We start from the raw sequence: 14856 nt of genomic DNA, 5'->3' as shown, positions 1-14856 counted from the left end.
TTACAGGCCGACTGAGGTTAACCAGCCATAAATTTCCTGCAGTACCCACAGTTGCATATCGTTATTGTAGCCAGAGCCGGAGAGCAAGCGCTGGCGGTATACTGGTTTAAATAATTTATTCGCCAGTTGCCGGCGTAATTTTAACTGTGAAACCACAAAACGATTGTCATATTGCAGGTTGATGTCCAGTGTGGGGACCTGATGACTGGCGATAGCATTGGCCAGCGCTTTGTTAAGTTGTTCATCCGGTAAATAGGCACCTAACAATACCAGCGCAGCCGGTTCGGTTAGTTGCCCAGCCGCATACAGATGATTAAGTGCAGCAGCACTGTTACCCTGAGCAATAACAATAATGCTGCCAGCCTGCTGGCTGGCCAGTTCTGCTGCAGCACTAAGCCGTTGTTGTAACGCACTTTGATACTGCTGCAATGCTTCGCTGGTGTGCAACAATTCTTCTGACGGCGGCGGCATTACCGATAGTGTATTCCAACCGTACTCGTTTAAATGCTGGCGCAGGATATCGATATGTTTAGCGCTGGCCGCATGTTCATTGCCGTCCGCGACCAAAATAACCGTACCTTTAGTGGCGGCGGTCAGAGAGTTGCGCTGCAATACCAGAAAGGGGGGCTGACTGCCCAGCATGCGTATTTCTTCTGCAGGTAACTGTCGGGTCAAGTCGGCTGTATTATTTTGTTCCTGACTGGCTGCGGGTTCGGCCTGTAAACCGGCGCTAAACAGCAGCAACAGTAGTAACGGGTATAATCGCATTGTTTGCTCCGCACAGCCGATATCACGCTATTGGCAGGTTATCGGCCGTTACACGGCGGGCTTTAATGGCTGTTGGCAGTTAATGCCCGTTCAACCACATAATGGCTAAAGGTATACAACACCTGAGATTTGTAGTCGAACTCAATAAAGCCGCTGTGCTGCTGCAATAAAACCACCTCTGCGGCATCCGGCAGAATAAAACAGAATTTTGTCGGTTTAAATTCTACCAGTGCCCGTGCCATTTCCTGCAACTGCGGGTTTATTGCTAAGCGCGCGGTTTCATCCTTACTGTTGCAGACGTGAGCGTTGGCATTTAACGATATAATGTTGTTTGGTTCTGCTGTGGCAGTGAAGCCGCTGACAAAGAATAACAGACCTGGCAGTGTGGTCAGTAACGGGTATCTGGACATAACAAACTCCGGCTGAGGCTGCACCTGTTACGACATCCTGCCCAAGTGTGGCGCTTGCTGAATTAAAACTGGCATCCGGCTCCGGATGCGCAACAACTTAGAGCCTAATCCTAGCACAGCCTTGCCTGGCTTGGCAGCCGGTTTTTTTGCTTTATACGCAGGCAAAAAAAAGCCGCTGTATATCAGCGGCTTTGCGGTATTTAAAAACTTAACGTAATACAGGTTGCTTAATTTTTGCCGTTACTTTGGCTTCAATCCGCTGGTTTGCTGCATGGGCTTCGCGGCTGCTGCCTTCAACCCGTGGCCGGGTAACACCATAACCTATTGCGGTAATGCGTGACTGGGCAATGTTGAAATCATTCTTCAGGATATCCGCAATAGTCGCCGCGCGGCGCTCAGATAACTTCATGTTGTAAGCCGGATTACCGATGTTAGAGGCATGGCCTTCAATCAGCACTGTAGATTCCGGGAAGCGTTGCATAAAGGCTCCCAGATTTTCTACATCAACACGCTGACTGGCTGGCACTGCAGCTGAGTCAAACGGAAAGCGTACTTCAATATCAATATCGCCAACCGATGCCATCGTTTCTTCGTACACTGTACAACCGCTGCTATCGACTTTGTGCGTGGCAGGCGTGTCTGCGCAGCGATCAGCGTTGTCTGGCACACCATCGGCATCTGTATCAGCAACAGCGACCGGCTTAGCAACTACCGGAGCGGGTGCCGGAGCAGGAGCTGGCGCAGGTGTCGGCGCAGCTTTAGCTGCAGCGCTGCCAAACAGGAAGGTCATACCCAGTTTGATACCGGCATCGGCATAAGAATCATCAATGCCCTGATAACGGTTTGCTTCGGCGAAGAGGCCAAAATTCTGATTAAAAAAGTGTTTGTAGCCAATACCAATATTAAAAGCGGTGTTATTTTGTACCGCGTCCATCCGCTTTAAACCACCTACCAGATAGACCGGTTTCATTTGTGGTAAATGATATAAAGCATCTATACCGATACGGTTACCGTCAGCATCCGAGCCGTTTAGTTTCGATTGCAAATCCAATTTGGCAAACTCTGCGCGCAGTGCCCAGTTTTCGGTCAGGTAGTAGCCTAACTCGATACCATAGCCGGCATCTTTTTCCATGTAATTCCAGGCGGCAGAACGGGTTTTATCACGGTCAGGCATATAATATTCAGCAAACAATGAACCAAATACACGTTCATTTAAATCAGCGGCACTGACAGTATTGGCCACTAAAGGGGCGCTGAACATAGGTAAAGCGACAGCAACTGCGAAAAACGTCTTGTTAAGTTTCATCCATATCTCCTTAGACTAAAACAATTTAACAGCAACATTATTTAATGTAGTTGTTAATACATAACCTTAAAAAAGTAGTTCAATTTTCTTGTTAAATCAGCATAGTTCAGATGTTATCTTAAGCAGATGAACCTTAGGTTAATAAAAAAATGATTTTTAGCGGATTAAAACGGGCAGGGACAAACAAAATGCATAGGTTGTTTTGTTTGCGGATGTTGTATTGTCAATTGTTCGGCATGCAGCTGCAATCTAGTGGCGGTATCATTTGCCACCCCGGTGGCATAAAACTTATCGCCCAGGATCGGGTGACCCAGCCATTGCAGGTGTACCCGCAATTGGTGTGAGCGGCCGGTTACCGGTATCAGCTTTAACCGGCTACCAGTGTGGTCACGCTCCAGCACCTGATAGTGTGTCAATGATGGCTTGCCATGCGTATAGCAGACCTTTTGTTTTGGCCGGTTTGGCCAGTCACAAATCAGTGGCAGGTTAATGCTGCCAAAGTCTGCGCTGACCTGGCCGGCAACCCGGGCAATATAGTGCTTCCTGGTGCTGCGCTGCTGAAATTGCCAGTTTAGCTCGCGCTGGCTGTCAGCACTAAGCGCCATTACCACTATACCTGATGTAGCCATATCCAGCCGGTGTACCAGCCGGATCCCGGGCCAAACCAGCCTGGCACGGTACTCCAGGCTGTCTTTATGCTCTGGCGCTTTGCCCGGCACGCTGAGTAAGCCGCTGGGTTTATTAAACACGACCAGTGCGTCATCCTGATACAGGATCTGCAGATAAGGCGTCAGCGGTGGTGCATAGTGCAATAACATATCAGTCGTGACTGACCACAATTAAGCGCACAGCATCCAGTTTCACCCGGGCTTTGCTGATGTACTCGGCAAGTTGCTGTTGTTTGTGTTGCACCGCATCCAGCTCATCCTGCCGCACCGATGGGTTTTGTTGGCGCAGTGCTGCCAAACGCTGATATTGGCTGCTTAACGCAGTATCGGCTTTCGTTTTCGCCTGCTGCACTAAAGTGGCCAGTTCGGCTTCGGCCAGGTTGCTGGCCTTACCAAGTAGTGGATGTAGCAGCGTCTGCAAGGCTCCGGCCAGTTTGCTGCCTGTTTGGCGGCCAACAGGTTTAAGTTGTTTGCTCAGATGATCAAAGCTGACTTTAGCCGCCAGGTTATTGCCATTTTTATCCAGCAATACACGTAGTGGGGTGGCTGGTAAATAGCGGCTTAGCTGTAACTGCGCAGGGGCACTGGCTTCAACAATAAAATTCAGCTCCAGCAGGTAGCTGCCGGCGGGCAGTGCTTTATTGGCCAGTATCGCAACCGAGGTACTGCCGTGCGGTTCTGTGGTGAGTATATCCAGGGTGCCGCGTACCATCGGATGATCCCAGCTTAATAACTGAATATCTTCTTCGGCCAGCGCTGTGGCGCGATCAAAGGTAATGGTGACACCTTCATCGCCAAGCCACGGATAACTGCCCTGCATTTGCTCGGACGGTGTCAGAATAATGCTGGTATCGCTGCGGTCTTCCTGATTAATACCCAGCATATCCCAGGCTTTAAACATCAGCATTGGCAGGGCGGTGTCATTGTCCTGAGCCGCTACCTGCTGCGCCAACTGCACTGCAGCCGCGCCGCCCGCTGAGTTCATCTCCAGCAGCCTGTCCCGGCCTTGCTCCAACTGCTGGCGCAGGGTTAGGTTTAGCGCTTGGCTGGCGCTAATTAACTGTGTCAGCGCACTGTGCTCAATATCGCTTTGTGCCAGTAACGGCAGCAGTTGTTCGGCAAACTGTTCGTATACGCTACGGCCAGTCTGACAAGTGTGCTGCAATGCATCCAGGCCCTGGTGATACCAGTCCAGCAAGCGCTGCTGTGGCTGATTAGCGAAATAGGGCAGGTGCAGCTGAATATCTTCGCTTTGGCCAATACGGTCTAAGCGGCCGATACGTTGTTCAAGTAAATCCGGGTTTAATGGCAAATCGAACAACACCAGATGATGGGCAAACTGAAAATTACGCCCCTCACTGCCGATTTCAGAACACAATAACAGTTGGGCGCTGTAATCTTCCTGGGCAAAATAGGCCGCCGCTTTGTCACGCTCAATAATGCTCATGCCTTCGTGAAACACCGCGGCCCGAATGCCTTCGCGTTGGCGCAATGCTTCTTCCAGCGCTATTGCCGTTTGTGCTGAGGCACAAATCAGTAAAAATTTATCCTGTTTATGCGTTTTTAACAGTTGCAGCAGATAGTCGACCCGTGGGTCAAACTGCCACCAGTTGCTGCTGGCGTCCAGTTGTTGTAACACCTGCTCAGGAAACAGCTGCGCGCTGACTTTTTCCGCCAGTGTCAGCTGTGGGTTCAAACTAAAATGTACCTTTAGCGCGTTGGCATATTGCTCTGGCAATGCCAGCGGCGTCATATTGGCAATGCGTTTCGGGAAGCCTTTAATATTGGCGCGGCTGTTGCGAAATAAAATACGGCCGGTGCCATGGCGATCCAGTAACTGGCGTAATAACTGCTGCTTCGCCTGAATTTGCGCGTCAGCGGCGGCTGTAGTGTCACAGAGCACGGCCAGTTCAGCGCTGATATCAGTCTCTGCTAATGCTGTTGTCAGTGCCGTGGCCTGAGCCGCTGTCAGGGCATCATTGTGCAGCAGTGGTGCGGCGATAGCGGCAATATGCTGGTACTGCTGTTCTTCCTGTAAAAACGCCTTATAGCTGTGAAAACGGGCCGGGTCCAGTAACTTTAAACGGGCAAAATGGCTTTCATGGCCTAATTGGTCCGGCGTAGCCGTTAGCAGGATCAGGCCGGCACTGGCGCTGGCCAGTGCGCTGACGCACTGATATTCAGTGCTGGGCGTTTGCTCGTGCCATTGCAGGTGGTGTGCTTCATCCACCACCAATAAATCCCACTGACACTGCGCAGCCAATTGCTGCCAGCGTTCATTCTGGCTGATAAAACTCAGGCTGCATAACACCAATTGTTCGGTTTCAAACGGGTTGCTGGCATCCAGCAGGGCTTGTTCGCAACGCTCCTGATCAAAAATGGCAAAGCGCAGGTTAAAGCGGCGCCACATTTCAACCAGCCACTGGTGTTGTAAAGAATCCGGCACGACAATAAGCACCCGGCTGGCCAGACCGCTGATGAGTTGCTGATGCAGAATAAAACCGGCTTCAATGGTTTTTCCCAGGCCCACTTCGTCGGCTAGCAATACACGCGGGGCATGACGCTGTGCCACTTCGTTGGCAATATGCAATTGATGAGGGATCAAACTTACCCGCGCACCGGCCAGCCCCTGCAACGGGTTTTGTTGCTGGTGATGCAAGTGCTGCCAGGCTTGATAGCGCAGGGTGTACCAGTCAAAACGGTCTATCTGGCCGGCAAACAGCCGGTCTTGCGGTTGATTGAAGCTGATAAAGTGATCAAGCAGGGTTTCGCGTAATTCAACATAGCTGCCGTCATCCAAATTGCTGCCACAGTACAGCAAAATGTCGTGTTGCTCTTTTATCGCGCTGATAAGCAGCTTAGCGCCGTCAGCGCTGCGAATTTCATCGCCAACATTAAAACGCACCCGCGTAAGCGGTGCTTCAGCCTGTGCATACAGGCGGGTTTCGCCACTGGCCGGAAACAGTACTGTCACCATTCTGCCTTCAGCAGCCACTACGGTGCCTAAACCTAAATCCGATTCGGTGTCGCTAATCCAACGTTGACCCAGAGCAAACTTCATCTTCAGCCTTATCAGTGAAATTGGGGGCGCTATGGTACTAGTATTCGCGCCTTCCTGCATCCGTAATTGCGGTAAAACTGCTGTCATCTTAGTGCCATATCAGCAGGTCACAGTATTAGTACCTGAATGAGCAGTAAATTTTGTAATTAAACTGGGCAAAGCCCGTTGGTGCACTATGCTTATTTTATGGCACAGGTGGGGCCTGTGCCAGGCGAAAAGGAGAGCCATATGGCGCGAAGAAAAAGTAAAGATAAAAAAATCTACGTCCTCGACACCAATATTCTGCTACACGAACCCTTTGCTTTCCTGAACTTTGAAGAACATGACGTCGTCATTCCAATGACGGTACTGGAAGAGCTCGACCATATAAAAGACCGAAACAAAGATGTCAGTCGCGATGCGCGGGTGGCCATCCGCGCGCTGGAAGATGTGCTAAAGGACGCCAGTCCGGAGCAAATGCTGCAAGGAGTGGCGATACCGCGAGCTGGCGAGCAGCGTAGCGGTGGCCATGTGTTTATCATTAACGACCACCATATTTCTGATCAAATCCCCGGCCTGCCAGGTGGCGAGAACGATCATTTAATTATCAATACCGCACTGTATCTGCAGCGCGAAAAGAGCCCGACCAAAGTTATCCTGGTCACCAAAGACATCAATATGCGCCTTAAGGCCAAGGGGGCCGGCTTAAAACTGGTGGAAGACTACCGTACCGACCAGCTTATTGATGACGTGCGCTTTTTATACAAAGGTTACTATAAATTTCCCGGTGATTTTTGGAGCCAGGTTGGTGAATGTCGCAGTGAAAATGAAGGACGTGAAACCTTCCATTTTGTAAACCGCAGTGTGTTACCCAATGCCTATCTTAATGAATACCTGATTGATGAAGTGGAAGGTTTCGCCGGCAAGGTGGTGGCGATTACTGACAAAGAAATCCGCATACTCGATTTTGGCTATGAACGCTTAATGCACCGGCATGCCTGGGGTATACATCCGAAAAACATCTATCAGGCGATGGCCATGCAGGCACTGCTAGACCCGAATATGGATCTGGTGATCCTAACCGGCCCGGCAGGTTGTGGTAAAACCCTGATCGCACTGGCGGCAGCGCTGGAGCTGGTTATTGAAAAAGGCATGTACGACAAAGTCATTGTCACCCGCAATACGCCGGAAATTGCCGAGTCTATCGGCTTTTTACCCGGCACTGAAGAGGAAAAAATGGCGCCCTGGCTGGCGGCAATAACCGACTCACTGGAAGTGCTGCATAAAACCGATGAACATCCACACGCCAGTGTTAATTACATTATGGAAAAAGCCAATATACAGTTTAAATCGGTCAATTTTATGCGTGGCCGCAGCATTCAAAATGCTATCGTGATCTTGGATGAGTGCCAAAACTTAAGCGCTGCCCAGCTTAAAACCATTATTACCCGTTGTGGTGAGGGCACAAAGCTTATCTGTTCCGGTAATTTGTCGCAGATAGACAGCAACTATCTGACGGCGGTCACCTCTGGCTTAACTTACATTGTCGAGCGATTTAAGAACTTTGAAGGCAGTACCACCATTAATCTGAATGGCGTTGTGCGTAGCCGGCTGGCATCGTTTGCCGAAGCTAACCTGTAAACCTGACGTTTTTTAACCCAGCCTGGTTGACTACTGCGACAGTTCAACTAGGCTATTTTTGGTCCAAAACAATAAAACCTGCCTGTGCAAAAGGAGTTGCATGTATAACCCTGTCTATCACGAGTATCGTCGCAGTACGCTGTTTGGCTGCATTCTTATCGTATTACTGTCGCTAACCGGCGCTGCAATTCATTATCTGCGCAGTGTTGATGATAAAGTTGTGCTCAGTAAAAACCAGTTAATTAATGTTAGCGCGCGCATTGATGCTGAATTTACTCCGGTGCTGACATTCGCCGAAGCAATAAAGCGCTCGGCGCTGTTAAAGCTGACACTGCCGCCCGAGCCCACCGAAACGCAAATAAATGTATTGCAGCTTAGCAGCCGGCAAAACGCTAGCCTGACGGTAACGGCTGAGCAAAATGAGCTACAAATGCTGCAGCGGTTATGGCCCTATTTTGAGCTGGCATCACAGGTGCAGTCGCACTTAGTTGGCATGTATTACATATCAGAGCAGGGTTTTGCTGTGAACGGCGAAAGCCGTTGGCCCGACTATGTCGCGGACCAGTTTAGCTTATGGCTGCAGCAGCTACCTGATGATATGTCGTATCAGAGCGACATGACGTTTCACAGTGAGTTTTTGCCCGAGCAGGCTGCGTTGATGGTGCCGCTGTATGTTGATGACGTCAGACTGGGTCGGTTGGTGTTTGCCTTGTCGCTGCAAACTATGCTGAGCCCGTTGCAGCGGCAAAATAACGGTGTGCAGTATATGTTGCTGGATGCATCAGGCGAGGTGATCCACAGCTCTACCAGCCTGTCGCCGCAGATGATCAGTGGCCATATGCTACAGGTACAACGGCTCAATACCATGCCATGGTCGGTGGCCTTGCTGGAGCAAAAAACCAGTTTGTTTGCCGCCGGGGTCAAAGATTTTCTCTGGCACTGGCTTACTTATCTGGTTTTGCTTGGCACACTGCTGGCGCTGATGCAATACCGCTACCGGCGACGAACTTTATCGGCGTTTAACCGGCTATTGGTGCATACCGATCGTTTGCTGAAGGGCCAGCTGCATGGCGTGCGTCATATTCCGGAGGGGTGGCGAGAGTTGTTTGACCGTATCTGTCAGCTGCAGCGGCAACCCCCGTCAGAGTAACTGGTAGGCAAAGCCACCTGGCTGGGCAAATATTTTATATTCCGGGCTGATCTCGCCTATTGGCAATAAAGCCGGGCCGGTGGCATCAATTAAGATGTAGTTAGTGCCGTTGATTGTCACACTACTATCACCTTGTTTCACAGACAGTTGTACCGCCAGTACTGCATGTCCCGGCAGATAAATGATCGCCTGTTTAATATCCGGCAATAACATACGGATCAGCGCCGCCAGCAACACGGCTTTGCTATCACAGTCGGCACGGTTTTCACGCAACAACCGCAGCGGCGGGCTGAAGCTGGCACCGGACGACTGTAAGCGGTCTGATAAATCCTGATACGGAATTTGCTGCAACCACTCAGTGATATAACCGATAGCCTGGCGCACATCGAGCTGCTGCAATTTTGCATGTAAGGCGGTTGCAACCGGTAATAAAGCCGGCAGACTTTGCTGCATTAAACGTGGATGATCCGGCACCACCGCCAGTTGGCCGTTAGCTAAACGTACTTGTGTGTAGTATTCCTGCTGTAAATAGGCCGCGGTTTGTTCTGCCTCTAATGCATCGAGTTCTGCTGCCAGTTGCTGGAGCTGTTTGGCGTCTGTGCTTAGCAAACGGTATTCCAGCCGGTCATGCCGTGGCATGCGTTTAACCGTTACACCGGCTTGGCTGGCGACATGGCGCTGAATATCACGCCATAAATAATGTTGCAGTAGTGCGGGTTTAAAGGGTTTGAACTGGCGGAAATGCTCACTTATGGCCTTGTTTTCCAAACTAAAGCTGAGCTGTTGTGGTTCACCGCCGACAGCAAAACGATAGCTGAAATGCAGCATGTCATTCTGTTGCTGCAATGTCAGGCGCAGCGGTGCCGCCTGACACCAGGGTACTAGCAATAACACAACTAACCACGCAGCTTTCATGCACACCGAGCTTTTTGTCTGCCCCATAACAGCAAGCATAATGCCAGTAAGGCGGCAATTCCAGTCATGCCGGCCGATACTTCAACGGTGGTACTGCTGTCGATGTAGCTATCGCGGCTGTAATCTTCCAGCGGCAGCAGGTCAAGATTAACATCATCAAAACCAGAAATCTCCGCCAGCAAATAACCGCTGGCAGCGTCAAATAATCTTACTGTCAGCAGGTACGTATCTGGCGCATAGCGCTGGTCCAGTACGGTGTCGATAGCCAGCCAGTCGCCGGGACTGTCGCTAAACAATTCAAAGACTGAGCTGGTGTAATAGATACGTTCGCCGCCGTAGGTTGGCAATAAACTAAACTCAGCAAATACCTGCTGATAGTTTTGCGAGGTGTCGGCATCAAATTCCACTTCCAGCCGGTGATAGTAACCATTGTCATTAAGGTCACCGCTTAATGTCAGCTCAATGCGGTGAAACCACACATGGCTTTGATAGGCTTGAATACTGCTCTGGCCACTGTTGTTGCCCGTTGGAGTTGCGCGCAGCTCGGCGCGGCGCTCGATACTCTGGCTCTGCGCGGCCACTTCTGTAGTGAGTAAACACAGTATCGCGATTAAACAGCCGGTAATTTTATTCATAACAGTATCTCCTTGTGCTTTGTTACTATTACAGGCTGCGGCGATGAATTTTGGCTGAACTTTAACGTAAAGGATCTGTAAAGCAATGAAACTGGTAAGACAGCTAACGGCCGACAAGGCGATACTGGCAATAGATTTACTCTGTCAGGGCGCACCTGAGTTATCCAAAGGAAGGTTAAAGGATGCGATGGCCAAAGGTGCGGTGTTGTTAAACAGCAAACCGCAAAAACGTTTGCGCCGTGCCCAGACACAGCTGCAGCCTGGCCAGCAGTTGCAACTGCACTATGATGACGATTTGCTGGCACGCCAATGCGAACCTGCACTGCTGGTCAGTGATCAGCAGCAATACAGTGTCTGGTTTAAACCTGCCGGTATGCTGACACAGGGCAATGAATGGGGTGATCATCTGGCTTTGCTACGTGTTGCCGAGCAGCATTTTGCTGCTAAACGGCCGGTTTTTCTGCTGCACCGGCTGGATCGGGAGGCCAGTGGCCTGGTGCTGATCGCGCACAGCAAAGCCGCTGCCGCCGCTTTTAGCAAACTGATTAGCGAGCGGCGTATCAACAAAGATTATCTGATCCGGGTTAAGGGCCAGCTTGGCGCAGCGCTGCTGGCAACGGCTGAATTGAATTTTGCTTTGGATGGTAAAGCGTGTCAGACCAAATTCCGCCTGCGCCACTACGATGCTGTGCGTGAACAGAGTTGGTTAGATATAGCGTTAATCAGCGGCCGTAAGCACCAAATACGCCGGCATTTTGCGTTGGCAGGCCATCCGGTAATGGGGGATCCGCAGTATGGCGAGGGCAATAAAGACAGCTCCGGGCTGGCACTGCAAGCCGTTAGGTTAAGTTTTCATTGCCCGTTCCGGCGCCAGCCGCAGCAGTTTGAGGTGCCGCCGCAGCTGTGGTTATTGCAGCTTTAGTCGGTTAGCTCAAACCCGGACGCTGGCAATACGCGGCCATTGCAGTGCAGGCTCAAATCTCCCAGTTGCAGTGCGCTTAGCACATCCTGGCGTACCAGATTACTGCGCCATTCACAGGCGCGGGGTTTATTAGCACGCAAGCTAAGCAGCAGCGGATACGACAATTCGCCTTGCTGCTCACAGCAGGCCAGGCTTAACCACAGGGTTTCCCGCAAGGCACTGACGTCGCTGGCACGCCAGCGCGCGCCCAACAGTTCTGTAACTGGCAGTGCCAGACTTAGCAGCGGTATGCTGGCCTCAGCGGCAACGAAACGGGTTTGCAATAACGATAAAAACTCGGTTTGCTGCTGGCTTATCGTCTGGGCATCGCTTTGCACCGCCAGCCAGAGCACGTCATCCGACAGGCAGCTGGCCAATACCAGCTCAGGCGCGAACTGCTGTACATATTGTTGTAACAGCAATTGCAACCGCTGTTCGCCGTAATGTTGTTTAAGCTTCAGACTGTGCGTTGACGTTATGGCCAGCAGCCAAAGGGTATCGCTACGCTTTTGCTGCAGGCGCTGACAAAAATGTTGCCAGTTTGATATACCGGGGCTAGTTAGCAGCAGCTGGCGCCGGCTACGCCACCACAACGCACTGAATATCAGCATTGTTAACAGCGCCAGGGCGAGTGCCAGCCAGCTTACATTAAGCTGGTGTTGCAACTGTTGCTGCTTGTGCTGCAGCTGCTGCGCCTGCTGCTGCAGTTGGCTATCGGCCGAGGCATTGGTCAGGCTTTTATTCAGCATATCCAGCTGCAAAGCGCTTTGTTCGGTAACCTGCTGAAATTTTAACAGACTGGCTTGTAACAAATGCTGGTAGGCATCGGGCCACTGGTTGCGTGCGGCATCAATACGTGATGCCAGATCATGATAGCGGTAGCGCAGATAGCTTGCCGCCTGCGGCATCTGTGCACTGTGTTCGGTCAGCAACTGGGCAGCTTGTTGCTGCTGGCCTTGTTGCAGCAAAAGTTCTGCCAGCGCCAGATGGGCTTCCAGCAGGTAGGTTTGTACATTTTGCTGGCGAAATAACTGCACAGCATCATTAAAATAGCGCAATGCCAGTTCAGGTTGCTGCTGCAATACCGCCAGCCGGCCCTGACCCAGCGTCACCATGCCGATGCGCAACAGATCATTTTGTTGTTCGGCCAGGGTCCGTGCTTCATTCAGATAAGCTGCCGCCTGCTCGGCGGTATTGGCGTCTTCCAGATAGGTTTCGCCAATGTAAATTAAGCTGTAAACGTAACTGGAGTGGTTTTGCACCGCCTGATAATACTGTTTGGCGTGTTGCAGATGCTGCAACGCCTGTACGTGGTCATTAATTTTGCGATACGCCATACCGAGGCGAAAATGAATCGACGCCAGCGCATCGGTATTATTCAGTCTGGTTGCCAGGGCTAACGCATGTTGTAAATGCTGGTGTGCCTGGCCATAAGCGTTGTTTTGCAGGGTAAGACGGCCCAGTATAATACGCGCGCTCAGTTCAGCGTCGGCTTGTTGCTGACGCACCGCCAGCGCCAGGCTTTTTTCGGCATAGGGTATGGCCCGCGTTACGTCACCTAACTGGTTATACGCCTGGGCAAAGCTTTGTAATACCTCGCTGTACAGTGTCAGGCTGTCATTGTCTTCGGCTTGTTGTACTAAACGCTCTGCCAATTCCAGCTGGGTAATGGCAATAGCGGTATCGCGGTACAAAATGCCATAAACCTGAGCTTTAAGCAGGTAGGCCTGCGCCTGTAAAAAGGGTTGCCGGCTGCTTTGCAGGGCACGGTTAACGGCGTCCAGAGCCGCTTCTTTATTGCGCAAGCGGCGCTGGGCTTCGGTCAGTACTAACCAGTCTTCTGTGGTCAGGTTGTCAGCGGGCATGGACAGCAAGGCATTGCTGACTTGCTCAGCATTGTTACCCGCTTCAGTCAGCCGCGTTTGCAACGTCTCGGTAGCCAAAGTGTTCAGCGAAAATAACAGCAATAACAGAGCAGTAATTCTTGGCATAGCAGCAGTATTCTTAAAGTTTGATGCAGTTTAGCGGCTAATCGCCGCCAGAGCTATAGCGACGGCAATGGCTTGCCGGCAAAGTAAGCGCTGATATGGCTGGCAAGCTGGGCCACCATGCGCTGACGGGCTTCGGCTGTTGCCCAGGCCATGTGCGGGGTAATAATCAGGTTGGCTAAACCGGCATTAAGTAGCGGGTTATCCGGCGCCGGCGGCTCCTGGCACAGGACATCCAGCGCGGCACCGCCGAGCTGGCCGTTTTGCAGCGCCTGCAGCAGAGCCGTTTCGTCAATTAAGCCGCCACGGGCAGTATTAATCAGCAGAGCTGTCGGTTTCATGGCGGCTAACACCTGGGCATTAAACAGCCTGGTGGTTTCCGCCGTCAACGGGCAGTGCAGTGATACCACGTCTGCCTGCGCCAGCGCCTGATAAAACGGTACTCTGCCGGGGCGGCAGGTGCGGGCATTGGGCTGTTCGGCAATGATAACCTGCATACCAAACGCGGCTGCCAGTCTGGCACTGGCCTGGCCCAAAGCGCCGTAACCGATAACGGCAAAGGTTTTTGCTGCCAGCTCAGTCAGCGGGTAGTCCAGCAGGCAAAAGTGCCGGCTCTGGCTCCAGCCGCCTTGTTGCGCCGCCTGATGATACAAGGCCACTTTATTGGTTAACGCCAGCAATAACGCCATCACATGCTGCGGTACAGCAGTGTTGGCATAGCCGCGCACGTTACACACTGTAATGCCAAGCTCGCTGGCAGCGTTAAGATCGACATTATTTACGCCGGTAGCGGCGACACAAATGAGTTTTAGCGCCGGCAGCTGGCGCATGATGGCGTCTGTCAGCTCCACCTTGTTGGTAATGGCGACGCTGGCATGCTGCGACCGGCTTACAATGTCGGCGTAACCGGTATAGTTAAAACATTGCAGCCTGGCATGATCAACTTGTAGTGCTGATAAGTCGCTGTCAGCCAGGGTGCCGGCATCAAGAAAAACGATCTGTGACATCTTGTATCCTGTAGTTATGCCAACAATATAGCGCACTGCAGCGGCGTCCTGACGCGGTGTAAATAGGCTGGCAGTGAAACTGTGTTAAAGTCGCCTTTGAATTGTACCAGGTGTCCTGTTGGCGGAGTTTGTTATGTTTCCTGCGCGTTTTCAGCCAGTGCTGTTTGCTTTTATCATGTCGGGGTTTATGGCATTTTTAATGTCAGGCATCCTGACTTTTATTAACTTAGGCTGGTTTACCGGCTTTTTTGCTGCCTGGTTAAAAGCCTACCTGTATGCCCATGCCTGCGCTTTTCCGTTAGTATTTATTTTTGCGCCGTTAAGCCGCAAGTTAAGCAGCAAACTGACGCGCCAGCCCTGACAGGGC

The 14856-nt window shown here is 51.4% G+C and carries 13 protein-coding genes; 4 read left to right on the top strand and 9 right to left on the bottom strand.

Annotation, left to right across the window (positions count from 1 at the left end):
* The 5 genes from MN202_RS16375 to rapA form a co-directional block, all read right to left on the bottom strand.
* Complete coding sequence (locus MN202_RS16375) at nt 1-768, bottom strand: DUF3530 family protein (protein WP_335737217.1); 768 nt, start codon at nt 766-768, stop codon at nt 1-3.
* A gap of 62 nt (nt 769-830) precedes the next feature.
* Nucleotides 831-1178 (bottom strand): hypothetical protein, encoded by a 348-nt coding sequence (locus MN202_RS16370; protein ID WP_335737216.1) that lies wholly within the window; start codon nt 1176-1178, stop codon nt 831-833.
* A gap of 208 nt (nt 1179-1386) precedes the next feature.
* Nucleotides 1387-2484 carry an OmpA family protein gene (locus MN202_RS16365; RefSeq protein ID WP_335737215.1) on the bottom strand — a complete coding sequence of 366 codons (1098 nt, stop codon included), beginning with the start codon at nt 2482-2484 and terminating at the stop codon, nt 1387-1389.
* A gap of 164 nt (nt 2485-2648) precedes the next feature.
* A complete protein-coding gene (locus tag MN202_RS16360; RefSeq protein ID WP_335737214.1) occupies nt 2649-3302 on the bottom strand; it encodes a pseudouridine synthase in 654 nt (217 codons plus the stop codon).
* A 1-nt stretch (nt 3303) separates the two neighbouring features.
* Nucleotides 3304-6300: an RNA polymerase-associated protein RapA gene (rapA, locus tag MN202_RS16355; RefSeq protein WP_418334612.1), complete on the bottom strand. Its 2997-nt coding sequence runs from the start codon at nt 6298-6300 to the stop codon at nt 3304-3306.
* A 141-nt stretch (nt 6301-6441) separates the two neighbouring features.
* Between rapA and MN202_RS16350 the strand changes: the two genes are divergently transcribed.
* Nucleotides 6442-7833, top strand: a complete 1392-nt coding sequence (locus MN202_RS16350; protein ID WP_335737213.1) for a PhoH family protein — start codon at nt 6442-6444, stop codon at nt 7831-7833.
* 100 nt (nt 7834-7933) lie between these two features.
* On the top strand, nt 7934-8983 hold the full coding sequence (locus MN202_RS16345; RefSeq protein WP_335737212.1) for a hypothetical protein: 1050 nt from the start codon (nt 7934-7936) through the stop codon (nt 8981-8983).
* Here the strand turns inward: MN202_RS16345 and MN202_RS16340 are convergent.
* Entirely contained in the window at nt 8975-9898 is a 924-nt protein-coding gene (locus tag MN202_RS16340; RefSeq protein ID WP_335737211.1) for a hypothetical protein, read from the bottom strand. The genes MN202_RS16345 and MN202_RS16340 overlap by 9 nt on opposite strands.
* Nucleotides 9895-10533 carry a choice-of-anchor H family protein gene (locus MN202_RS16335; RefSeq protein WP_335737210.1) on the bottom strand — a complete coding sequence of 213 codons (639 nt, stop codon included), beginning with the start codon at nt 10531-10533 and terminating at the stop codon, nt 9895-9897. Before MN202_RS16335 ends, MN202_RS16340 begins: the two co-directional genes overlap by 4 nt.
* 85 nt (nt 10534-10618) lie before the next feature.
* Between MN202_RS16335 and MN202_RS16330 the strand changes: the two genes are divergently transcribed.
* Nucleotides 10619-11455, top strand: a complete 837-nt coding sequence (locus tag MN202_RS16330; protein ID WP_335737209.1) for an RluA family pseudouridine synthase — start codon at nt 10619-10621, stop codon at nt 11453-11455.
* On the opposite strand, the gene MN202_RS16325 is transcribed toward MN202_RS16330, so the two are convergent.
* Complete coding sequence (locus tag MN202_RS16325; protein WP_335737208.1) at nt 11452-13485, bottom strand: hypothetical protein; 2034 nt, start codon at nt 13483-13485, stop codon at nt 11452-11454. The two genes, MN202_RS16330 and MN202_RS16325, sit on opposite strands and share 4 nt — an antisense overlap.
* A gap of 53 nt (nt 13486-13538) precedes the next feature.
* Complete coding sequence (locus tag MN202_RS16320; RefSeq protein ID WP_335737207.1) at nt 13539-14489, bottom strand: D-2-hydroxyacid dehydrogenase; 951 nt, start codon at nt 14487-14489, stop codon at nt 13539-13541.
* Nucleotides 14490-14622: 133 nt separating this feature from the next.
* On the opposite strand from MN202_RS16320, the gene MN202_RS16315 reads away from it, so the two are divergent.
* Complete coding sequence (locus MN202_RS16315; protein WP_335737206.1) at nt 14623-14850, top strand: DUF2798 domain-containing protein; 228 nt, start codon at nt 14623-14625, stop codon at nt 14848-14850.
* The last annotated feature ends 6 nt before the right edge of the window (nt 14851-14856 follow it).

The organism is Rheinheimera muenzenbergensis, assembly GCF_036984005.1.
GTDB lineage: Bacteria > Pseudomonadota > Gammaproteobacteria > Enterobacterales > Alteromonadaceae > Alishewanella > Alishewanella muenzenbergensis.
This window is presented reverse-complemented; position numbering and strand designations above follow the sequence as displayed.

What these genes read in the sequence shown, in the direction of transcription:
- MN202_RS16365 (WP_335737215.1), bottom strand. Translation starts at nt 2,484, where the DNA reads ATGAAACTTAACAAGACGTTTTTCGCAGTTGCTGTCGCTTTACCTATG.
- MN202_RS16350 (WP_335737213.1), top strand. Translation starts at nt 6,442, where the DNA reads ATGGCGCGAAGAAAAAGTAAAGATAAAAAAATCTACGTCCTCGACACC.
- MN202_RS16360 (WP_335737214.1), bottom strand. Translation starts at nt 3,302, where the DNA reads ATGTTATTGCACTATGCACCACCGCTGACGCCTTATCTGCAGATCCTG.
- MN202_RS16345 (WP_335737212.1), top strand. Translation starts at nt 7,934, where the DNA reads ATGTATAACCCTGTCTATCACGAGTATCGTCGCAGTACGCTGTTTGGC.
- rapA (WP_418334612.1), bottom strand. Translation starts at nt 6,300, where the DNA reads ATGACAGCAGTTTTACCGCAATTACGGATGCAGGAAGGCGCGAATACT.
- MN202_RS16370 (WP_335737216.1), bottom strand. Translation starts at nt 1,178, where the DNA reads ATGTCCAGATACCCGTTACTGACCACACTGCCAGGTCTGTTATTCTTT.
- MN202_RS16325 (WP_335737208.1), bottom strand. Translation starts at nt 13,485, where the DNA reads ATGCCAAGAATTACTGCTCTGTTATTGCTGTTATTTTCGCTGAACACT.
- MN202_RS16315 (WP_335737206.1), top strand. Translation starts at nt 14,623, where the DNA reads ATGTTTCCTGCGCGTTTTCAGCCAGTGCTGTTTGCTTTTATCATGTCG.
- MN202_RS16340 (WP_335737211.1), bottom strand. Translation starts at nt 9,898, where the DNA reads ATGAAAGCTGCGTGGTTAGTTGTGTTATTGCTAGTACCCTGGTGTCAG.
- MN202_RS16335 (WP_335737210.1), bottom strand. Translation starts at nt 10,533, where the DNA reads ATGAATAAAATTACCGGCTGTTTAATCGCGATACTGTGTTTACTCACT.
- MN202_RS16320 (WP_335737207.1), bottom strand. Translation starts at nt 14,489, where the DNA reads ATGTCACAGATCGTTTTTCTTGATGCCGGCACCCTGGCTGACAGCGAC.
- MN202_RS16330 (WP_335737209.1), top strand. Translation starts at nt 10,619, where the DNA reads ATGAAACTGGTAAGACAGCTAACGGCCGACAAGGCGATACTGGCAATA.
- MN202_RS16375 (WP_335737217.1), bottom strand. Translation starts at nt 768, where the DNA reads ATGCGATTATACCCGTTACTACTGTTGCTGCTGTTTAGCGCCGGTTTA.